Origin of the sequence: Streptomyces sp. NPDC051018, from assembly GCF_044456085.1 — a bacterium.
Taxonomy (GTDB): domain Bacteria; phylum Actinomycetota; class Actinomycetes; order Streptomycetales; family Streptomycetaceae; genus Streptomyces.
Genome location: NZ_JBITFN010000025.1, coordinates 56,962 through 76,297, shown reverse-complemented (window position 1 = coordinate 76,297; position 19,336 = coordinate 56,962). Strand labels below are relative to the sequence as shown.

20 protein-coding genes are annotated in these 19,336 nt (G+C 70.8%); 12 read left to right on the top strand and 8 right to left on the bottom strand.

Translation table 11 applies throughout. The annotated features are described in order from the left end of the window. Positions 1-2 precede the first annotated feature (2 nt). The 5 genes from ACIBCM_RS30900 to ACIBCM_RS30880 are packed head-to-tail and all read left to right on the top strand — an operon-like array spanning position 3 to position 4,336. A complete protein-coding gene (locus ACIBCM_RS30900; RefSeq protein ID WP_399248994.1) occupies positions 3-851 on the top strand; it encodes an ABC transporter permease in 849 nt (282 codons plus the stop codon). Beyond that, positions 848-1,654, top strand: coding sequence for an ATP-binding cassette domain-containing protein (locus tag ACIBCM_RS30895; protein WP_399248992.1), 807 nt, complete (start codon positions 848-850; stop codon positions 1,652-1,654). Before ACIBCM_RS30900 ends, ACIBCM_RS30895 begins: the two co-directional genes overlap by 4 nt. Then, on the top strand, positions 1,651-2,586 hold the full coding sequence (locus ACIBCM_RS30890) for an ABC transporter ATP-binding protein (RefSeq protein ID WP_399248990.1): 936 nt from the start codon (positions 1,651-1,653) through the stop codon (positions 2,584-2,586). The genes ACIBCM_RS30895 and ACIBCM_RS30890 overlap by 4 nt, the downstream gene beginning before the upstream one ends. Next, positions 2,583-3,761, top strand: coding sequence for a M20 family metallopeptidase (locus ACIBCM_RS30885; protein WP_399248988.1), 1,179 nt, complete (start codon positions 2,583-2,585; stop codon positions 3,759-3,761). The genes ACIBCM_RS30890 and ACIBCM_RS30885 overlap by 4 nt, the downstream gene beginning before the upstream one ends. Further along, on the top strand, positions 3,755-4,336 hold the full coding sequence (locus tag ACIBCM_RS30880; RefSeq protein ID WP_399248986.1) for a TetR/AcrR family transcriptional regulator: 582 nt from the start codon (positions 3,755-3,757) through the stop codon (positions 4,334-4,336). The genes ACIBCM_RS30885 and ACIBCM_RS30880 overlap by 7 nt, the downstream gene beginning before the upstream one ends. 111 nt (positions 4,337-4,447) lie before the next feature. On the opposite strand, the gene ACIBCM_RS30875 is transcribed toward ACIBCM_RS30880, so the two are convergent. After that, entirely contained in the window at positions 4,448-5,563 is a 1,116-nt protein-coding gene (locus ACIBCM_RS30875; RefSeq protein WP_399248984.1) for a serine hydrolase domain-containing protein, read from the bottom strand. Between the two features lie 172 nt (positions 5,564-5,735). Here ACIBCM_RS30875 and ACIBCM_RS30870 point away from each other — a divergent pair, with 172 nt between their 5' ends. The 5 genes from ACIBCM_RS30870 to ACIBCM_RS30850 all read left to right on the top strand — a co-directional run bounded on the left by ACIBCM_RS30870 (position 5,736) and on the right by ACIBCM_RS30850 (position 9,791). Further along, a complete protein-coding gene (locus ACIBCM_RS30870; RefSeq protein ID WP_399248982.1) occupies positions 5,736-6,293 on the top strand; it encodes a YybH family protein in 558 nt (185 codons plus the stop codon). Positions 6,294-6,301: 8 nt separating this feature from the next. Further along, positions 6,302-7,114 carry an alpha/beta fold hydrolase gene (locus ACIBCM_RS30865; protein WP_399248981.1) on the top strand — a complete coding sequence of 271 codons (813 nt, stop codon included), beginning with the start codon at positions 6,302-6,304 and terminating at the stop codon, positions 7,112-7,114. A gap of 459 nt (positions 7,115-7,573) precedes the next feature. After that, the gene (locus tag ACIBCM_RS30860) at positions 7,574-8,050 is read left to right on the top strand and encodes a hypothetical protein (RefSeq protein WP_399248980.1); all 477 of its coding nucleotides are present in this window, start codon (positions 7,574-7,576) and stop codon (positions 8,048-8,050) included. A gap of 190 nt (positions 8,051-8,240) precedes the next feature. Continuing rightward, positions 8,241-8,735 carry a hypothetical protein gene (locus ACIBCM_RS30855; RefSeq protein WP_399248978.1) on the top strand — a complete coding sequence of 165 codons (495 nt, stop codon included), beginning with the start codon at positions 8,241-8,243 and terminating at the stop codon, positions 8,733-8,735. Between the two features lie 129 nt (positions 8,736-8,864). After that, the gene (locus ACIBCM_RS30850; protein WP_399248976.1) at positions 8,865-9,791 is read left to right on the top strand and encodes an SMI1/KNR4 family protein; all 927 of its coding nucleotides are present in this window, start codon (positions 8,865-8,867) and stop codon (positions 9,789-9,791) included. Between the two features lie 34 nt (positions 9,792-9,825). On the opposite strand, the gene ACIBCM_RS30845 is transcribed toward ACIBCM_RS30850, so the two are convergent. The 3 genes from ACIBCM_RS30845 to ACIBCM_RS30835 all read right to left on the bottom strand — a co-directional run bounded on the left by ACIBCM_RS30845 (position 9,826) and on the right by ACIBCM_RS30835 (position 13,717). Then, positions 9,826-10,659, bottom strand: a complete 834-nt coding sequence (locus tag ACIBCM_RS30845; protein ID WP_399248974.1) for an ATP-grasp domain-containing protein — start codon at positions 10,657-10,659, stop codon at positions 9,826-9,828. Positions 10,660-11,030: 371 nt separating this feature from the next. Continuing rightward, entirely contained in the window at positions 11,031-12,149 is a 1,119-nt protein-coding gene (locus ACIBCM_RS30840) for a hypothetical protein (protein ID WP_399248972.1), read from the bottom strand. Positions 12,150-12,472: 323 nt separating this feature from the next. After that, positions 12,473-13,717, bottom strand: coding sequence for an MFS transporter (locus ACIBCM_RS30835; RefSeq protein ID WP_399248970.1), 1,245 nt, complete (start codon positions 13,715-13,717; stop codon positions 12,473-12,475). A gap of 26 nt (positions 13,718-13,743) precedes the next feature. Here ACIBCM_RS30835 and ACIBCM_RS30830 point away from each other — a divergent pair, with 26 nt between their 5' ends. Further along, positions 13,744-14,268 (top strand): CGNR zinc finger domain-containing protein, encoded by a 525-nt coding sequence (locus ACIBCM_RS30830; protein WP_399248968.1) that lies wholly within the window; start codon positions 13,744-13,746, stop codon positions 14,266-14,268. Positions 14,269-14,438: 170 nt separating this feature from the next. Here ACIBCM_RS30830 and ACIBCM_RS30825 read toward each other — a convergent pair whose 3' ends face one another. After that, positions 14,439-15,014, bottom strand: a complete 576-nt coding sequence (locus ACIBCM_RS30825; RefSeq protein ID WP_399248966.1) for a GNAT family N-acetyltransferase — start codon at positions 15,012-15,014, stop codon at positions 14,439-14,441. Between the two features lie 57 nt (positions 15,015-15,071). Next, entirely contained in the window at positions 15,072-16,502 is a 1,431-nt protein-coding gene (locus ACIBCM_RS30820; RefSeq protein ID WP_399248964.1) for an MFS transporter, read from the bottom strand. Between the two features lie 153 nt (positions 16,503-16,655). On the opposite strand from ACIBCM_RS30820, the gene ACIBCM_RS30815 reads away from it, so the two are divergent. Next, positions 16,656-17,240, top strand: coding sequence for a CGNR zinc finger domain-containing protein (locus tag ACIBCM_RS30815; protein ID WP_399248962.1), 585 nt, complete (start codon positions 16,656-16,658; stop codon positions 17,238-17,240). A gap of 37 nt (positions 17,241-17,277) precedes the next feature. On the opposite strand, the gene ACIBCM_RS30810 is transcribed toward ACIBCM_RS30815, so the two are convergent. Then, positions 17,278-18,876, bottom strand: a complete 1,599-nt coding sequence (locus ACIBCM_RS30810; RefSeq protein ID WP_399248960.1) for a polyamine aminopropyltransferase — start codon at positions 18,874-18,876, stop codon at positions 17,278-17,280. 6 nt (positions 18,877-18,882) lie between these two features. Beyond that, the gene (locus ACIBCM_RS30805) at positions 18,883-19,320 is read right to left on the bottom strand and encodes a DUF350 domain-containing protein (protein WP_399248958.1); all 438 of its coding nucleotides are present in this window, start codon (positions 19,318-19,320) and stop codon (positions 18,883-18,885) included. Positions 19,321-19,336: the final 16 nt, after the last annotated feature.

The following is a 19,336-nucleotide window of genomic DNA, read 5'->3' as shown; positions in this document are numbered from 1 at the left end:
ACATGGCCGTGATCGACACTCCCCAGGCCCTCCGCGGCAACTTCGCCGCACGCATGAAGCCCGGCGACCCCATGGCGTACGCCGCATTCGCCGTCCTCGGCCTCCTGATCCTGCTCGGCGTGGCCGTGCCCCTGTTCGCCGGATACGGCGACGTGGCCCAGGCCCACGACGGGCTGCTGCCCCCGTCGTGGGAGCACCCCTTCGGCACGGACCGCTACGGACGCGATGTCTTTCTGCGCTGTATGGCGGCGGTCCGTATCGACATCGCCCTCGGCCTCGCCGTGGCACTGGCGGTCCTGGTGATCGGATCGACCGTGGGCGCGCTGAGCGCGACCTTCGGCGGAGCGGTGGACGCGGTGGTCATGCGCGTCACCGACATCCTCCTCGCCTTCCCCGGTGTGGTGCTCGCGCTGATCATCACCGCGTCGCTCGGGAAGAACGCCTGGTTCGCGGCGGTCGCCGTCATTGTCGCGTTCGTTCCGCTCCTGGTACGGCTCGCCCGGGCCAAGGCCCTGGAGGTCAGATCGGCGGACTACATCTCGGCCGCGCGGCTGAGCGGTTCGTCGACCGCCCGGGTCGCCTTCCAGCACGTCCTCCCCAACTCGTTCAAGTATCCGCTCGTCCAGTCCACCCTGGTCGCCTCCCTCGCCATCGTGGACTTCGCGGCGCTGTCCTTTCTCGGGGTGGGGGTGCAGACGCCCACGGCGGAGTGGGGAGCGATGATCGCCGAGGGCGTCGGCGACAACCTGCTCGGTTCCTGGTGGCCGTCGTTCTTTCCCGGGCTGATGATCCTGCTCGCGGCCGCCTCCTTCCAGATCATCGGCGACTGGCTCGACAGGAGGCTGACATGACCCTCTTGACGGTGGAGGGACTGGACATCGACGCGCCCGGAGGACGGGCACTCGTACGCGACTTCTCCATCGAGGTGGCGGCGGGCGAGATCGTCGGGGTCGTGGGGGAGTCCGGTTCCGGCAAGACGATGACCGCGCTCTCCCTCCTCGGCCTGCTGCCCGACGGCGTCGCCGTCGTCCGCGGCGAGGCGAGCCTCGGCGGACGCCCGTTCCTGCGCGGCGGATCCGTGCGCGAACGGCCCAACGCCACGATGGTCTTCCAGAACCCGACGGCCGCCCTCAACCCGACGATGAGGATCGGCGCCCAGCTCACCAGGCTGCTCACCTTCCTGGAGAAGAAGACCGCCTCCCCGGTGAACAAGGGCCGGCGGGGCCGCGACGGCCGGCGCGCCCGGGCGGAGGAACTCCTGGACTCCGTGGGCATCGCCGAGCCGGGGGCCGTCATGGGCCGCTATCCGCATCAGCTGTCCGGCGGTATGAACCAGCGCGTGGGCATCGCCATGGCGATCGCCGCCGCGCCGGCCCTGCTCATCGCGGACGAGCCCACGACGGGCCTCGACGTCACGGTGCAGGCCCAGATCCTCCAGCTGATCCGCACCACGGTCGCGGACCGGGGGATCGGGGTGCTCTTCGTCTCCCACGACATGGGGGTGATCGCCCAGATGTGCCGCCGCGTCGCCGTGATGTACCGGGGCGAGCTGCGCGAGTGCGCCGACGTGGACGACATCTTCCACGCGCCCCGGGACGAGTACACCAGGGAGCTGCTGGCTTCGACGATGGAACAAGCCGCGGGAGGCCGATGATGGAACTCGTACTGGACGGCATCGAGGTCGTCTACCGCCGCCGGGGGGTCGAGAACCGGGCCGTGCGCGGGGTGAGCCTCAGCGTCCGCAGGGGCGAGACGCTCGCCGTGGTGGGCGAGTCCGGCAGCGGCAAGACGACCGTCGCCAAGGTCGCCGCGGGACTGCGGAAGGCGACCTCGGGAACCCTCTCGTGGCGCGACGGGCCCGCTTCCGGTCCGCTGCCGCCCGGCACCCGCGGCGGCCGGGGCCCCGACCGGCGGGTGCAGATGGTCTTCCAGCACCCGGTCCAGTCGCTCGATCCGCTGTGGCGGATCCGGCGCGTGGTGCAGGAGCCGCTGGCCCGGAGCGGTCTTCCCCGGACCGAGGCCGCCGAACGGGCCGCCGGGCTGATCACCCGCGTCGGCCTGGACGCCTCGGTGCTCGACCGCTACCCGCGGGAGCTCTCGGGCGGGCAGGCGCAACGGGTCGCCATCGCGCGGGCCCTGGTCGCCGACCCGGACATCGTCATCCTCGACGAGCCCACCGCGAGCCTGGACCAGACGGTCAGGGCCCGGATCCTCACCCTGCTGGCCGAGCTGCAACAGGCCACCGGAGTCGGCTATCTGATGATCACGCACGACATCTCCAGCGTACGGAGACTGGCGACGCGGATCGCCGTCATGCACCGGGGGGAGATCGTCGAGTGCGGTCCCGCCGCCCAGATCCTCGAGGACGCCCGCCACCCCTACACCCGTGCCCTGATCGCGGCCGTACCGGTCGCCGATCCGCGCGTCGCCTGGGACGGCACCCTCCACCTTTCGGCCCACCCGGCCGGGACACCTGCCGGGGAGCCTCCCGGCGCGGCTGCGCGGACCACACCGGGTCCCTCCCACACCGAGCCGCCCGCACCGGGCGGCGCCCCCTCGACCGAGAAGGCGGCGGATACCCCGTGACCGACCTCATCGCCCTCCGCCGGCGTCTGCACCGGCAGCCCGAACTGGCGCTCCGGCTCCCCGAGACCCGCGCCGTCCTCCTGGAGGCCCTGGCACCCCTGGGGCTGCGGGTACGCGACAGCGACGCGTCCTCGTCGTTCGCGGTCGTGGTGCCCGGGGCCCGGCCGGGCCCGACGGTGCTTCTGCGCGCCGACATGGACGGTCTGCCGGTGGCAGAGGAGTCCGGGGTCGCCTTCGCGTCGACCAACGGGAACATGCACGCGTGCGGCCATGACCTCCATATGGCCGCACTGGTCGGCGCGGTCCACCGGCTCGCGGGGCGCCGGGAGGAGTTCGAGGGCGATGTGCTCGCCGTCTTCCAGGCGGGGGAGGAGGGGGCCGGCGGAGCGGAGCTGATGATCGCGGAGAAGGTCCTGCTCACCACGGGCCGCAAACCGCTCGCCTCCTTCGGTGTGCATGTGCTGTCGTTCGCCGAGTCGGGTGTCTTCCACTGCCGGGAGGGAGCCGTGATGGGGGCGACCGTCAACTTCGATCTGGAGGTCGTCGGACGCGGCGGGCACGCGGCCCGGCCGCACACCGCCCTCGACCCCATCTCGACGGCCGCGCTGATCGTCCAGGGCATCCAGACCTTCGTCGCCCAGAACAGCTCGCCCGCCGATCCCATCGTCGTCACGGTCGGATCGCTGCGCGCGGGGACCGCCGCCAACGTCATCCCCGACAGCGCGCTGCTCAAGGTGAGCCTGCGGGCGACGTCCTCGGCCATGGCGCGGGACGCGTACCGGAAGATCACGGGGATCGGCTCGGCGATCGCGAAGGCGTACGGGCTGCGGATGACGAGCGAGGTGGGCCCGGACCTCGGCCCCACGGTCAGCGACCGGGAGGGCGCCGCGCTCGTCCGGGAGACCGTCGCCGATCTGTACGGCGACGGGCGCTACCGGGAGCTGACCGTCCCCGAGATGATCTCGGAGGACTTCTCCCTCTTCCTGGAGGAGACCGGGGGAGCGTTCGTGCTCGTCGGTGCCGCCGTGGCGGGATCGCCGCATCCGCCCGCGACCAATCACTCGTCGCGGGCGCGATTCGACGACGCCGTGGTACCCGATGTCGCTAACCTGCTCGCGGAACTGGCAGTGAGGCGGTTGAACATCGCATCGAAGACGAATGGGACGGCATGCTGACTCCTGATCCGAGGGCGAAGCCCAGGAAACCCGCTCCCAAGGCGGACGAACTGCTCGGCCGGATCATCGAGATCGTCCGCAGAACCGGGCTCGCGGGGTTCTCCCTCGACTCCCTCGCACCCGAACTCGGGACGAGCAGCCGTATGCTCGTCTATTACTTCGGCAGCAAGGACGAATTGCTCGGCCGTATCGTCTACGCGCTCCGCGACGATATCGTCACCGCCCTGGAGAGTCGCCCCACCGGCACGATCATCGAAGCCATCGACCTGTGGTGGAACCACTACCGGGCGAATCTGACGGATATGCAGTTCTTCTTCCATCTGACGTCCAGGAGTTTCGAGGAACCCGATAAGTTCCAGGAATTCTCCAGTACGGCCGTCGATCTGTGGGCCGCGTATTTCTACAGAAGTCTCCAGAACGAGGCCGCCTCCGACGAGGAGGCCCGGGCCGTGTCCCGGCTGGTGCTCGCGACCCTCCGGGGTCTGATGGTCGATCTGCTGATCACCGCGGACGAGCAGCATGTGGAGAAGTCGCTCGCGGAATTCAAGAGTCTGCTGCGGCAGCGGCTCGGCTGAGCAGTTCGCGCCGCCGCATTCCCCATTCCCCGTTCCCCGGGCTGCGGCCGGTACCGGCACCGCCCCGGGGCCGCCCCGGGGCCGCGGCACGTCCGGCCCCGGGACGGCCGGCTACTCGCCGGTGGCCTCCATATTGATGTCGTCGTCCAGCGCCAGCGCGATCTCGGCGACACGGGCGTGGTCGTGGAGCCGGCGGGTCACATAGGCGACCGCGTGCCCGTGCCGGTACGACCACCAGGCGGCTGACCCGCCGAGCCCGCCGAGCCCGATGAAGGAGCCGGTGCGCAGGAACCCGGCCGTCCAGTTGACCTTCTTGCCCACGGTCTCGTCGTGGTCGCAGACCTGGGACCTCAGGTACTCGTGGTGGAGTTCCTCCCCGAGCAGCCGTCTGACCGGGCCCTTCTCATCGGTCAGACCGGCGTAGAACGCGGCGAGGGCGGTCGCGGACGCATGCAGACCGACCGCGCCGAACACGGCCTGCCGCCACGCCGTGGAGTTGAGCCGTGCCGGGTCCAGCAGCCCGGCCGGTACGGCCAGGACCCGCTCATAGGCGGGCGCGACCTCGGTCAGGAACTGTTCCGCGCCCCCCGGGAGCGCGAACTCGACGTCCGCCACCCGTTCCAGGGCGCCGTCGGGTACGCCGAACCAGGCGTCGACGCCCAGCGCGGGCCGCACCACCTCGGCGTACAGCTGTCCCAGCGAGCGGCCGGTGGCCGCCCGCAGCACACCGTCGATCAGATGGCCGTACGTCCCGGCGTGCTCGGCGAGGGTGGTTCCGGGCGCGGACTCGGGGCCTGCGGCGGCCAGTGCCCGCCGCAGGCCGTCGTCGTCCAGCAGATCGTAGGAGGCCGCAGACGGCGGGAACGCCGGGAGACCCGCCCGGTGGGTGAGGATGTGCCGCAGCGTCGTGGGCTCCTTGCCGAGGCGGGCGTACTCCTTCCAGTACCCGCCGACCGGTTCGTCGAGGGAGAGACCGCCCTCGGCGACGGCGGCCAGCGCGGTGAGCGCGGCGAACGGCTTGGACGTCGAATAGGTGTGCACGAGCGTGTCGTCGTTCCAGGCCCGGGTCCCCGCGGCGTCGGCCCACCCTCCGGCGAGCCGGACCACTTCCCTGCCTCCGGTCCACACCGACACGGCCCCGCCCGTCTCCCGTCCCTCGTCGACGAGGCGGGTGAAAACGGCGCGGACCGGCTCGTAGCCGCTGGCGGCGAACCCTCTGACACTCATGGATGTGCCTCCCGAGGAGAGGTTGTAATGAGATTACGCGAAACCTGACACGTTCCACAGGGTGCGTCAAGAGTGCGTCGGGGAACCTTTCCCGGATCGGGGTCTGGTCGGTTGCCGTACGCGTATGTAATCTAATTACATTCCATCGCCCCGAACGGAAGAGGTCTCTTTGATGACGGATCAGCCGACGGACGAAGAGCAGATTCTCCGACTGCACCGCGATTGGTACTACGCGAACTACAACATCAACATTCCGTTGATGCGGACGGTGTTCCCCACCGGCGACGAGAACTTTCTGATGTTCAATCTCAATGACCATCCCTACTTCGGCGTGGACGACCTCGCGAAGCTGTGGACGTTCTACGCCAGAACCGATCGCTGGGGCCTGTGCGAGGACCATGTGATCCGGGTCGACGTCTGCGGCGACATGGCCTATGTCGTCTCCGAGGGCATCTACCCCTCCTGGGTGATCAAGGACGACGAGGGCAATCCGCTGCCCGAGGAGATCCCGGTGGTCATGAACTACCGGTCGACGGAGATCTACCGGCGCGACGACGGCGAGGGCCGGCCCGAGTGGCGGATGTGGCACTTCCACTGCTCGACCCGCCCCGACGACGACGAGGCACCGCCCGCCAAGACGGACAAGGACTCCGCCACGGCACGCGGCCTCGGCAACACCCCCTACAGCACCGGAAAGCGGACCGTCTTCGCCACCGGCACCGAGGGTTAGGCCCGGGGATGCTGCGCTACGGAACGGTCCGCACGCGCCGGGACACCACCCTCATCTACACGGCCATCGGCTCCGGCTCGGGCGAGGGCGGACCGTCCCCGGTCCTTCTGCTGCACCCCATCAATCTGCGGAAGGAGTGCTGGCTCGGGGTCGTACCCGCGCTCGCCCGGGACCGGCTCTGTGTGAGCGTGGATCTCGCCGGTCACGGGGAGTCGGGTGACGACGGGAAGTTCTCCCTCGGCGGCTGGGCGGAGGACTGCGCCGACCTCGTGGCATCCCTCGGACTGGGCCGCTTCCATGCCGTCGGCGGCTCCCTCGGCGGAACCATCGCGCTGGCCCTGGCCGGAGAACTGCCCTCACAGGTCCTGTCGGTGACGGCGATGGGCAGTTCGCTCGGCGACGAGCGGGACCGGGCCGACGGCGACGGGCGCGACGAGGCACAAGCCCTCGACTCGGTCACCGTGGAGGAACTGTTCGCAGAGCTGGCCGCCGAGGCGGTGGCACCCGGGTCCCCCGACTCCCTCGTCACGACCGTCCGGCATCTCACCAACACTCATGGCGAACAGGTGGTCCGCCGTGTCCTGCGGGCCGCGCGGGACGCTGACGCCACCCCCTGGGTGTCCCGGGTGCGGTCTCCCGCGCTGGTGCTGACGGGCGACTACGACACCACCTGCACCCCGCAGGCGGGGACGCGCCTGGCCGAGAGCGTCGACGGCCGGCACCGGGTGCTGTACGGCGTCGGCCACCTCCCGATGCTCGAAGCCCCGGCCACCCTGCTGCGCATCCTGCTCCCGCACCTGGAGACCGCGGAGCGTCGGTAACGGGCGGCCGGGCCCGGCGAAGACCCTGCTCGGCCCCGGCCACCTCCGCCGCCGCCGGTCCTCAGCCGTCGAGTCCGGCCGCCCTCTCGGGTAACTCGCGGAACCCGTAAGGGAGTCGGGCGAACAGCCCGGGGCAGGGCCGGAGACAGGGCCGGGATGCGCGGGACGAAGGGCCCGACTCGGCGGTACGGGCCCGCCCGCGTGCTCGTACCTCTCGCTCGGGCATGCCTCTTTCGGCATCATTGGGCCACTGCGGCCTGAGAGAGCCGCTGTTCTGCGGAGGGGTGTCCTGTGCGCGTTGCTGTCTCTGTTCTCATCGCGGTGCTGGCCGTTGCCGTGTTGGGCGGCTGTTCCCAGGACGGCGACGGTGACCGGACCGAACGGAAGCCTTCGTCACCGGCTGCCGCCGCGCCGGGGCCGGACCCCTCCGAGTCTGTCCCCGCGCACGTTCCCCGGCCCGTGGCCCGCCCGGTGAAGATCGTGGACGAGGAAGGATTCCGGTTCACCGTCACCGGATCGGGCGCCGGAACCACGCCCCAGGAGGCGGAAGGCGTCTCCGCCAGGCCCGGGTACACCTTCGCGTTCGCCGAGTTCATGATCACCAACGAGCAGACCGACCGGACGGCGCCGCTCCACGACCTTTCCCGGAACTGGTACGTCCAAGTGCCCCGCGGCGCCTTCGGGCGGGACTACGGCCGCCACTGGAGCTGCGGGGTCGCGCAGAGCGACTACTGCGGTGGCCGCGCGCGCTGTGAGAAGGCGAGGCTCGGGGAGTTCGAGGTGGAACCCGGAGTCCTTCGACCCGCCGAGTCCCAGCGCTACCGGTGCATGCTGTCCGAGGAAGTCCGGATGAAGCTCGATCCCCAGGACATCCGCCTCGTACGGTGGATCTCGAGCGAGGAGCGAGGCACAAGGGTGCTGATACCCCTCAAGTAGCGCCCCGAAGGGATCGGGTCTCATGGCTCCGCGGCTCCGCGTTCCGCACCCGCGGGGTCCGGGCGGCCCCCTCCGGTCGCCATGCCCGGGCCGGACGTCCGGGATGCGGTCGTCGGCGGCCCCGGCGACGGTGGCCGCCGTCAACGGGGCCGTACGGGAGCGTGTCAGTGCCATGCGTTTGAATGCCTCCATGGACGACTCGGCGCGTATGTGGATCACCACCGTTCCCCCGTTGCACCCGGACGATGTGGAGGTGGTCCTCGCCCTCGACCACGCCTCGCAGGATCCCGGTGAGCGTATGACCTCCGTGTTGCTGAACCGGGGGCACGAGGGTGAGGAGGGTGTGTTCTACTTCCTGGCGTCGGATCTGTCGGCCCGCTACGAACGGACGGCCGACCGCCTCTCGGTGAGTGTCACCGCTCCCCGGCACCTGCTCGCCCGGGAACTGCCCGTCCTTCCCGAGACCCTGCGCGAGGAACTCTCCGAGCTCCCCGGCGGCGCCTCGGACCACGACCGGGTCACCCTGCTCAGCCGTGCGATCGCGACCGACTTCGTCCCGGCCGAACAGGACGGGGAGAAGCAGCCGGTGCTCCTCATGGGCTCCGTCGGCCCGGCTTCCCTCACGGAGCTGTTCTCGCGGTTCGAGAAGGGCGAGGCCGACATCGCGGTCCTCAACGCCGAATGACGGTGACAGGGCCACCACACCCGTGACTCCCCGACCCGATCCGTTCCCCGGTGGACCTGATGGGTGAGTGGACGAGGGCCCACCCCCTTCCCCTCCGCCCGTTTCCCTCCCCCTGGCAGACTCTCCCGGGTGAGACCTGATCTGACACAACTGCGGGATCTGGTGGAGGCAGAGCCGGGATACCGCCGCGTACCCGCAGCCGCCGTACCGGAGGCGGCGATCCGGGGAGCCGAGGCACTCGTCGGTCCCCTGCCGCCGTCGTACCGGTGGTGGCTGGCCGAGTTCGGCCGGGGGCGGGCCGGGCGCGCGGACATCGCGAGCGTCGTACCGCCCGAGTTCGCCGACGACGCTCATGACGCGATCACCACGGGATGGCGGCTGAGTGGCGACAGGCTGTGCTTCGCCGAGGAACCCGACTGCGGTGACAGCCACTTCTTCGCCCTCGATCGAGCGGGAGAGGCCGGGGAGGGGGAGTACCCGGTGGTCCGCCGTGACGGTGCGGACGGCGAGGAGTATCCGGTGGCGGAGTCCTTCGCGGGCTTTCTGGCCGTTGAGTCGGCGCGGTTCCGGGGGCTCGGGGACGGCCCGAATCCGGCGCTCGCCCGGCTGTGGCGGTCGACGCCGGGTGTGCTGCTCGACAACGGTGTGCTGGTGTACGGGCCGCACCGCATCCAGGAGCGCAACGAGTCTTTCGCCGTGGCCCGTCACGCGCCCCACTGGGTGCTGATCGGGGACGACGGCACGGGCGGCGGACTGTTCATGCGCCGCCACGGCCGCGACCGTACCCGTGTGTACCGTCTCGATCCCGGCGCGATCGGCCAGGACATCGAGGCCCGCGGCGAGCCGCTGACGGACGATCTGTTCGGGTGGCTGCGGGCGGGAGCCCCCGTATCCGCTCCGGCCGCCGGGGAGCCGCCGCTGGAGGGCGCCGCCGCCCGGCGGCCGGGGAGAGGGCCGCTCCACCCGGCTCCGAGGGCACGAGGGATCCGGAGTCCCGGTGAGCGGGTGACCTCCCCGTCACCGGACCTGTCCGGACGCAGCCGCCGGGGGGCGTGACGTCCACACCGCCCGGACGGCACCCCGCCGTCGGCTACGTCCGCGTGTCCCCGGCCCCTTCCCCCTCACCAAGGTCCCCCGGCCGGGCACCCACCGAGGGGACCCCCACCGCGGCCTCCCCGGGGCCGCGGAGGAACGGGCGGTCACGAGGGGTGGTGGCGTCCGCCGGGGCCGCCGCCCGGAGTACGACGTCCAGGGCCCGCTCGGGGTCCGCCTTATACATGCCGCTGGCCCAGGCGGCGTTGGCCTCGATCACGGCCCAGTGCCCGTCGGCGGTGGAGCCCACGTCCACGACGATGGCCGACGGCAGAGTGCCCCCGCACTCGGCCAGCAGATCCGCCCCGAACGCGATCGCGTCCGCGCTCGGCGGGCCGGGACTCAGACGGCCCCGCTCGGCGTAGCGGCTGCCGGTGTGGACCGTACCGTCGAGGAGATAGAGCCGGAACTCGGTGTCGAAGGCCATCACATCACTGACCAGCACCGGTGTCCGGGGATCCACCTCGTCGGGTCCCGGCAGCCGGGATCCGTCGGAATAGACCAGTGCCGGGATCCCCTTGTCGTTGGGGGACTTCACGAACGCCGGGCGGCGCAGCCCGTACGCCTCGCGGATCGGCATCACGACGATCTCGCGTCGGGTGTACGACCGAGGCAGCCGTGCCAGCCAGTCCACCGGCGCCTCCAGCAGGGCGATCCCCAGGACGGGTGCCACGGCGTCGGCGAAGCCGGGACCCGCGTGCAGATGTCCGGCCCGCAGGTCGGGAGGTACGCCGAAGTCCGGCAGTTGGACGGTGGGCAGCCCGCGTCGGCGCGCGGCCTCGCGCAGTGTCTGCGCGGATGCGGTGAGCCGTGGTGGCAGTACGAGAGTCACAGGGCCCGATGATGGCGCACGGCCGGCTCCGGGCGCACCGGATATTCCGCGCCCCACCCACGGAGCCAGGCCGGGAACGACCGACGGCCACGGCTCGGGACCCCTCAGGAATGGCCGAGTGTCCCCGTCCTCTCGCGCCCTGTGCCGTCCCGGCACCACGGTCTCGCGGTGCCCGTGCCCCGTGCGTGCTCCCGCCCGAGCACGGCACCGGGCCCCGGCGTACCGCTCCCGGCCGAACGGGGGCCGGGAGCGGCCGGGAGCATTCCCCGGAGTCCACAGCCGACCGGACCCGGCGTTCCGCACCGGCCCCGACCTCGGTGCTCACCACCGGACCGGCCCCCCCGGGGCACCCAACCGGGCCGGACCCCGGTCTACGGCGCCTCGGACCCGGCGGGCGCTCCCTCGCTCCCGCCCTCCACCGCCGGGGCGTTCACCGGGGGGTGCGGAGCGGGCCGGGTGGGGGCCGCGAGGCTCTCCAGGGAGATCTGCCCGGTGGACCAGTCGCGCGCCAGGGCGAACACCCTGCTGCGGTCGGGAGCCCAGGCGAGTCCGCCCGGCTGGAGGGTCGGACCGGTGCTTCCCCGGCTGAACTCGTAGTTCCGGACCGGAGAGGAGCCGCCCGGCCGGAAGATGAACAGATCCGGCCCGTAGGGGGCGTCCACCCCCGCGGCCACGCTGCCGTCCGGGGCGATGTCCACCGCGTTGGGGTAGTGGGCGGTGGGGTACCGTCCGGCCTCGGCCAGGTCCGAGGTCCGGTACGCCTGGTGGTGGTAAGGCCAGCCGCTCGCCACCACGACCTGATCGCCGTCGGGGCTGAGCGCCAGGTCCCGGGTGTTGGCGGCATCGGACCACAGATGAGCCGTGCGCTTCGCCGTCCCCCCCGACACGTCGTACACCGCGAGCACGGACGGACTCTGATGCGGGGCACCCGCGGCCAGCACACCGGGCCGACCGGGGGTCGATGCCAGGACGGGCGCCGCGTACCAGTGACTCCACGGGACCTGGTTCAGGGTGACCACGGGCGGCCCGTCGCCCGACAGGTCGATCGAACCGATGTTGCCCCTGGCCGAGCCGCCGTAGCCGAACCAGAGTGTGTCACCGTCCAGTGCCGGGTGGCGGGGCTCGCTCTCCGGTCCGGTGGGGTAGCGCGCGGACTCCTTCAGACGGGCCGTGTCGATCGCGACAACGGCGTCGGCGCCGGCGGCAGCCGCGTACACCGTGTCGGAGTCCTCGGACAGCTCCAGGCCCGTCACCCCCGGCAGGGAGGGGATCGTACGGACGACCCGGCCCCGGTAGTCGGTCACGACCACCTTCCCGCCCAGCGGGTCGCTGATGAAGACGCGCCGGTGGTTGCCGTCCACCACGATGTCGGCGCTCGACTCGACGGGAAGCGTACGCGGCGGCTTCGCCCCGCCGGTGCCGGCCACGGCCGCCGGAGCCGCGGCCCCGGCCGTGACAACGGATCCGAGGACGGCCAGTAACGCTGTCACGGTGGACATGCCACGGATACGCACATTCATGGGAACCCCTGTAGGTCGGCGAGGCCGCATGGCGTCCGCCGCGGCCGGAGTGCTCGGTCGCCCGAAGGTTATGGCATGACTCTGACATGTGTGCCAGGGAAACGGCCCGGGCGCCGATGGTTGGACGGATTCAGGACTGTTTCCCCGCACACCGGGTTCCGGCCACTCCGGTACGGCGGTGGGGCGGGCCGGAGCGTGGGGTGCGGGGCGGGGCGGCTGTCGGTTCCCGGCCGCACCACCCCGGCGCGTGCCGACGAGGGCGGTCGGCGGCTCAGTACACGGACGGGCCCAGGTCAACAGGTACGGCGTTGCGCGACGGTTGTGACCGCCAGGGCGACGGCGGTCAGCAGGGACAGCAGCGCCCAGGCGGGGGTGAAGCTGCTGGTGCGGTCGACCAGCAGGCCGAGCACGGGCGGCGCTGTGACGATGGCGATCTGGTTGACGGACATGGCCAGGCCCAGGGCGAAGCCGGTCTTGCCCGGTGGGGCTGCTTCGGCGAGGCAGGCGACCCACGGTCCGTACCAGCCGAAGCCGAAGAAGCCGAGCCAGATGAAGGCGCCAGAGGCGACGACCGGTGCCCGTCCGGCCGGTGTCATCAGTACGATCAGCCCGGCGATCACGGCGACCATGCAGACCAGCACGATGGCATAGCGCCCGGAACCGCTCCGGTCGCTCCAGGCGGCGAGGCAGATCCGGCCCGCGACGCCGGCACCCTGGGATACCACCAGGATCAGGGCCGCCTGTCCGGCGCCGACCGATGACTCCTGGTGGAGGTGGAGCACCATCAGGATGCCCACGCCGTACTGCACGGAGATCAGGCTGGTCCCCGACAGCATGATCTTCACCATGGACGGCTCACGCAGCATTCGTCGCCGGGCGCGGAGCCGCGCAGCGAACCGGTGCTGTGGTTCCTTGTCCTGCGGGGAGGACAGCGCGGGCGGCTGACGGTAGCAGCCCATGAAAAGGCAGGCTCCGATCAGCGCGACGAAGCCTCCGGTCAACAGTGTCGCCCGCCAGCCGAACTCCTCGGCAACAAGCGGGAGTACGGCCGAGGCGAGCGCTGCTCCGAGCGGCAGCCCGGCCTGCCGGACACCCATCGCGAAGCCGCGCTGGGACGCGCCGAACCAGGAAGCCACCGACTTGCTCCCGCCCGGCTGGACGGTGCTGTATCCCGCACCGACCGCCAGCAGCGCGACCAGCAGGCCCGTGTATCCCGGCGCCAGGCTCCCCGCGCCCAGAGCCAGCGCCACCACGCCGGCCCCGATTCCGACCACCCAGCGCTCGTTGTAGTGGTCCAGCAGCTCACCGGCCACCAGCAGCCCGGCCAACGGCACGAACTGAGCTGCCGAGACCAGCAGACCCAGCTGCGCCGTGCTCAGCTCCAGGGCGCTCTGCAAGTGGATGCCGAGTGCTCCGATGCCGCCCACGAAGAAGCCGGACGCGGCCTGGGTGAAGGTGGCGATGCCCAGCACGATCCAGCGATAGCGCCACCGGTCGCGTTCCTGGGACCGCGCGTGTCCGCCGGATTGTTGCGTCATGGCGACCAGACTGTTGTCATGGCCTTATGCAGCTCAACCCTTACGGCGAGGATGTGGTGAATCTGGCCGCGGACCTGGTCAACCGCCGGCCCGAGAACACCGATGAGCTGGCAGAGCGCTGCCGCGCCGCCGGGCTTACGCTGGAGCGTCCGGTGACAGAGGACGATTTCGGCCGCGCCCAGGCCGCATTGAACGCCTGGGAAGGGGTGGTCGACGCGGCCGGGGAGCAGGAACGCGCCGATCTGCTGAACCGGATGCTGGCCGCGGCCGGGGCCTACCCGCGGCTGACCTCCCACCCCGGCACCGGGTGGCATCTGCACTACCGGGACGAGGAACAGCCCCTCGGCTCCGTACTGTTCACGCTGTTCGCCGTCGGTACCGCACTGCACCTGACAGGCCGGGGCATGCACCGGCTCCGGCGCTGCGAGGTGACCGGATGCGACCTGGCCTTCGCCGACACCTCGCGCACCGGACGGCAGCGCTACTGCTCCCAGCGCTGCGCAAACCGCGACGCCGTCCGTAGACATCGGGCGCGGGCCACGGGCACCTGACCGGTTGACACTGCCCCCGGTGCATCTGTGCGGCACGCCTGGGCAACGCCGCCGTACGGGAGGGACACGGCTGAGCGTTTGAGCCATTGAACTGGGGAAACGGCGACCAAGTTCGAGCCTTGTTCGACGTCGGACGTTGAACGGCAAGCCAGGGAATCGAGAAGCAACTGTCAGTTGCCGGCGACCGTACGGCGCATCGCCGGGCGGTCCTTCCTGCGGCGCGCCACTTCGGTGAACCCCGCTTCCCGGAATGCCGAAGCGATGCCGGTCATCGCGTTGTCCGCGCCCGCGACCCGTCCCGGCGCGGGGTCGACGGGGAAGCCCTCGACGGTGTGCTGCCCGTTCTCTGCGGCGAAGTCGCACGCGGCGGCGATCATCTTCGTCTGCAGTCGCCGGTGGCGGTGGTCGCGGCGGACGAACAAGCAGGTGATCACCCATGCCGGGGTGGCATCGAGGGCTTTGGTGACCGGCGAACGCCGCAGGCGCGGGTACTCCGAGCGGTCGCCGATCCCGACCCAGCCCACGGGCTCGTCCCCCACGTAACACACCAGCCCGGGAGGCGGCTGCTGTTTCGAGCACTCACGCAGTGCGTTCCGGTTGCCGTCCCCCGCGCCGGCTTCCCACTCCTTGAACGAGAGTCGCCAGTGCATGCACCAGCAGCCCCGCGCGCCCCCGTTCGAACCCATGACCTGCTCGAAGTCCTTCCATGTCCCGGGTGTGAGCGGGGCCGTCCTGAAATCCGTCATTACGGGTGCTTCTCCCTTGCCTGTCGTCACTTCCGGAACCCCTACCCGGGGGAGGGGTCACATCCGCAGCCTCTTGCGCAGTGCCAGGGCGATCGGAACGGCCGACAACGCCATGACCGCGCTCAGCGCCAGGCTCCACCGCCAGCCGGTGACCAGCGCCTCCGCGGTGTCGGGATGTGGCTGGGAGGCGGTGACGGCGGCGGCCAGTGATGTCAGCACGGCCACACCCAAGGCGATGCCCAACTGCTGGCCGGTGTTCATGACGGCCCCTGCGACGGCCTTGTGATCGTCGGGCACGCCGTTGTTCGCGGCGACGCTGGAGACCACCAGCACGATGATGTGGCCGAAGGCATTGACCGATGTGGCCGCGATGACCAGCCACAACCCGCCCTCCTCGGGCAGGAGGACGAGCGGGAGCAGGCCCGTCGCCGCGATGACGATGCCGGTCAGCAGCAGCCGGTCGAGGCGTCGGCGTTGCAGAAATCTGCCGGTGAGCACGCTGTTGACGATGCCGATGACGCCAGGGACGGCGAACACCATTCCGGTGGCCAGCGCGCCGTAGCCCAGTACCTCCTGCACGTACAGCGTCAGGATGATGAGCATGCCGCCGTAGGAGGCGACCATCACCAGGCCGATGAGGTTCGCCCCGGCCACGGCTCGGATCCCGAACAGCGACAGGGGCAGAATGGGGTCGGGACTCCGGCGCTCGACCCTGAGGAACGCCACTACCAGGCACGCGCCGACGACGAGAATCAGCGCCGTGGACGACCACGGTGTGTCTGCCCCGAGTTCCTCCAGCGCGTAGATGACGCACAGCTTGGCTCCCGCCGACAGCAGGCCGCCCGGGATGTCCAGCCGGCCCGCTCCGCCGACGCGGCTCTCGGGCAGGAAGCGCACAGCCAGTGCCACGGCCACGATCACCACGGGCACGTTGATGTACATCGTCCAGCGCCAGTTCAGGAACTCGGTGAGAACGCCGCCGCCGATCATGCCGCTGACGAATCCCGCGGACATGATCGCGCCGAAGATCCCCAGGGCGCGTTCGCGCTGGGGCCCCTCGGGGATGGTCGCGGTCAGCAGACCCAGGGCGGAGGGGGCGATGAAGCCCGCGGCCAGCCCCTGCAGGACACGTCCGGTGAGCAGCGCGGCCGGATTCCACGCCGCGCCCGCCAGGACCGACGCGGCGCCCAGTACCAGCAGGCCGGCGACGAAAACCCGCTTGCGCCCGTACAGGTCGGCGATACGGCCGCCCGGCAGGAGCATCGAGGCGAACGCCAGCGCGAAGGTGGACAGGACGAGACCCGCCGAGTGGGGCTCGAAGCCCAGCTCGGCGGTCATGCTCGGCATGGCGATATTGGCGATCGATAGATCCAGCGCCACCAGGAACTGCGCGGCGCAGATCACCAGCAGCCCCGGCTTGTGACGGGTGGGCAGTGCCGCGGACCGCCCGGTGTTCACGCCGGTGATCGTGTCTCTGTCCTGGGTCATCGAAGACTTCCCTCTGGGTGTGCACCGCCGATGCTCGCGGCACCCTTTCGTTCGTCACCTTCAAAAGAGTTACGATGGTGACGTTAGGAGGGGGTGCCGTTACCGTCAAGTGGGACACGATGGTGATGCGAGCCCGGCCAAGGAGGCTTCAACGTGAAGAACGACCCCAGTAACGCGGCGCCCGGATCGCTGGAAGCGGTCCGCAGGTTCGTCGACACCCACGACATCTACAACGGCCGTGACGCCCTGGCCGACGTGGAGAGCGCCACCGCGTGTCTGGTCGCCGAGGGGCTGCTGGGCAAGGGGCGGCCGATGACCGCACACGACCTGTCGGTGCTGCGCGACCTGCGCGTCGCCCTGCGTGAGATGGCCGCGGCCAACACCATGGGTGAGCAGCCGCCTCACGAGGCCGTCGACGCGTTCAACGATCTCACCGCGCCGCATGCCCTCTCGGTCCGCCTGGATACGGGGCACGGCTCTGTGGCCGCCTCCCTCCAGCCGCGCGAGGACGGCGTCGGAGGCGTGGTGGCGGCGCTCGCGGCAGCCGTGCACGAGGCCGTGCTCATGGGGACGTGGACGCGGCTGAAGTCGTGCGACAACCCCGAGTGCCGATGGCTGTTCTACGACGAGTCCCGCAGCCGTACGGCCCGGTGGTGCAGCATGCGCGGCTGCGGCAGCATGGTGAAGGCCCGCCGCTACCGCGACAGGCAGCGCGGGCGTGCCGCGGATGCCCTGTAGCGGATCCGCGTCGCACGCCCGGCCGGTGAACGCTCGGTCAGTAGTTCTGCCACTCGTGGCGGGTGTACTCCAGCACCGCGGGATCCATGAGCGTGCTCGCCCGTACGTTCCGGGGGCGGCGGTCCACGGGGAACACCGTGGCGGCCTCCAGGACGGCCCGGTCCAGGAACCGCAGGGGCGGAGCGTCCCTGGCCAGGCGCAGGGGCGGCGCCGTGCCGCCGTCGCCGCGGGTGGCGAGGACGTACCCCCAGTTGCCGAAGCTGGGCACGTCCACCTGGTACTCGGTGGTGGTGTAGCCGGCCTTCTCGACCGTGGTGGCGATGGACCAGTACGACTTGGGGGCGAAGAACGGTGAACCGCCCTGCACCACGACCCGGCTCCCGGGGTTCAGGACCCGGCCCAGCAGGTGGTAGAACTCCACGCTGTAGAGCTTGGCCAGCGCGGCGGTGTCCGGGTCCGGGAAGTCGACGAGGACCGCGTCGTAGCGCCCGGCGGCGTCCCGCAGCCAGTTGAAGGCATCGGCGTTGACCACGGTGACGCGCGGGTCGGAGAGCGCGTGGCCGTTGAGTTCGCGCAGCGGTCCGAAGGTACGGGCGAGCCTCGTCATCGCCGGGTCGAGGTCGACCAGGGTCACCTTCTCGACGTCGTCGTAGCGCAGGACCTCCCGTACGGCGAGCGCGTCACCGCCGCCCAGGACGAGCACGGACGAGCGCCTGCCCGCGAGGGCCGGGTGGACGAGGGCCTCGTGGTAGCGGTACTCGTCGACGGAGGAGAACTGGAGGTCCCCGTTGAGGAACAGCCGGGTGTCCGGCTCTCCGGTGAAGGCGGTGGACCGGGTGACGACGATGTCCTGGTACGGCGTGGTCTCCGCGTGGATGATCGGGTCGCGGTAGAGCTGCTGACGTGCGGTCACCTCGATGTCGTCGGCGAGGACGTACACCGTGCCGAGCACCGCGAGTACGGCGGCCATCGCGGCCAGCAGCGAAAGCCGCACGACCCTGCGCGTCTCACGGCGGAAGATCCACAGCACGACGACGACACCGGCCACGGCATTGACCGCCCCCACCACCAGCGCGCCCTTCAGCTGACCGAAGGCGGGGAGCAGAAGCAGGGGGAAGCCCAGGCCGCCGACGAGCGCTCCGACGTAGTCGAAGGCGAACATATCGGCGACCGCGCTGCCCGCCTCCTGCCGTCTGATCCGCTGGAGCAGCGTCATCAGCAGCGGGATCTCGGCCCCGATGAGCAGACCGACGGCGAACGAGACCACCACCGTGGTCGGCATATAGATGCGCAGCCAGGCGAACGACACATAGAGGATCAGGACCGACAGACCGCCGACGAGCGCGAGCAGCACCTCGACGAGGGCGAACGCGCCGACCGCCCGCCGCTGGAGGGGCTTGGCGGCGACCGAGCCGATGCCCATGGCGAAGACCATGACGGAGATGACCACGGAGGTCTGCATCACGGAGTTGCCGATGAGATAGCTGCCCAGCGCCGTCAGGGCCAGTTCGTAGACCAGACCGCAGGCCGCGCAGACGAACACCGCGAGCAGCAGCAGGAAACGCGCCCAGCGCGAAGGGGCCGTGGGCGCGCGTCCGGTGGCGGGTACGGCGCGTTCCGCAGTGGTGGTGCTCATGGAGCGTCAGGAAACGGCGGCGCCGACCATGAAGGCCGTGCCGATGTACATGGCGGCCTGGACCCAGGCGGCGGGATGGGGACGGTCGCCGTTGTCGTCCAGTACGGCGGCCCCGAGGCGGCCGGGGGTGAGCAGTCCGACGACACAGGAGACCAGCGTCATGACGACGACCCCGGCGAGACCGTACAGCAGGGTGCTGAACAGACCCTCGGCGAGGCCCTGCTCGGACTCGCTCGCCATGATCGACTGCTGGATCACCAGGCCGATCGCGATCGTCTGGCCGGCGAGGAGAACGGCGGCTCCCCGGTTGCGCTCCGTCCACACCACATGGAGGAGCTTTCCGGGGGTGACGAGGTCGAGGGCGATGAAGCCTGCCGCCATCACGACGAAGCCGGTCAGGCCGTAGAGCAGGGCCGTGCCCGCCGACTCGAAGATCTCTGCCACGGGGGTGCCTTTCGGG

Excerpts from the sequence above, each read along its gene's own strand:
- ACIBCM_RS30895 (WP_399248992.1), top strand. The coding sequence starts at position 848 with ATGACCCTCTTGACGGTGGAGGGACTGGACATCGACGCGCCCGGAGGA.
- ACIBCM_RS30875 (WP_399248984.1), bottom strand. The coding sequence starts at position 5,563 with ATGAGTGTCAGAGGGTTCGCCGCCAGCGGCTACGAGCCGGTCCGCGCC.
- ACIBCM_RS30865 (WP_399248981.1), top strand. The coding sequence starts at position 6,302 with ATGCTGCGCTACGGAACGGTCCGCACGCGCCGGGACACCACCCTCATC.
- ACIBCM_RS30820 (WP_399248964.1), bottom strand. The coding sequence starts at position 16,502 with ATGACCCAGGACAGAGACACGATCACCGGCGTGAACACCGGGCGGTCC.
- ACIBCM_RS30870 (WP_399248982.1), top strand. The coding sequence starts at position 5,736 with ATGACGGATCAGCCGACGGACGAAGAGCAGATTCTCCGACTGCACCGC.
- ACIBCM_RS30810 (WP_399248960.1), bottom strand. The coding sequence starts at position 18,876 with ATGAGCACCACCACTGCGGAACGCGCCGTACCCGCCACCGGACGCGCG.
- ACIBCM_RS30890 (WP_399248990.1), top strand. The coding sequence starts at position 1,651 with ATGATGGAACTCGTACTGGACGGCATCGAGGTCGTCTACCGCCGCCGG.
- ACIBCM_RS30880 (WP_399248986.1), top strand. The coding sequence starts at position 3,755 with ATGCTGACTCCTGATCCGAGGGCGAAGCCCAGGAAACCCGCTCCCAAG.
- ACIBCM_RS30835 (WP_399248970.1), bottom strand. The coding sequence starts at position 13,717 with ATGACGCAACAATCCGGCGGACACGCGCGGTCCCAGGAACGCGACCGG.
- ACIBCM_RS30900 (WP_399248994.1), top strand. The coding sequence starts at position 3 with ATGGCCGTGATCGACACTCCCCAGGCCCTCCGCGGCAACTTCGCCGCA.
- ACIBCM_RS30855 (WP_399248978.1), top strand. The coding sequence starts at position 8,241 with ATGGACGACTCGGCGCGTATGTGGATCACCACCGTTCCCCCGTTGCAC.
- ACIBCM_RS30830 (WP_399248968.1), top strand. The coding sequence starts at position 13,744 with ATGCAGCTCAACCCTTACGGCGAGGATGTGGTGAATCTGGCCGCGGAC.
- ACIBCM_RS30825 (WP_399248966.1), bottom strand. The coding sequence starts at position 15,014 with ATGACGGATTTCAGGACGGCCCCGCTCACACCCGGGACATGGAAGGAC.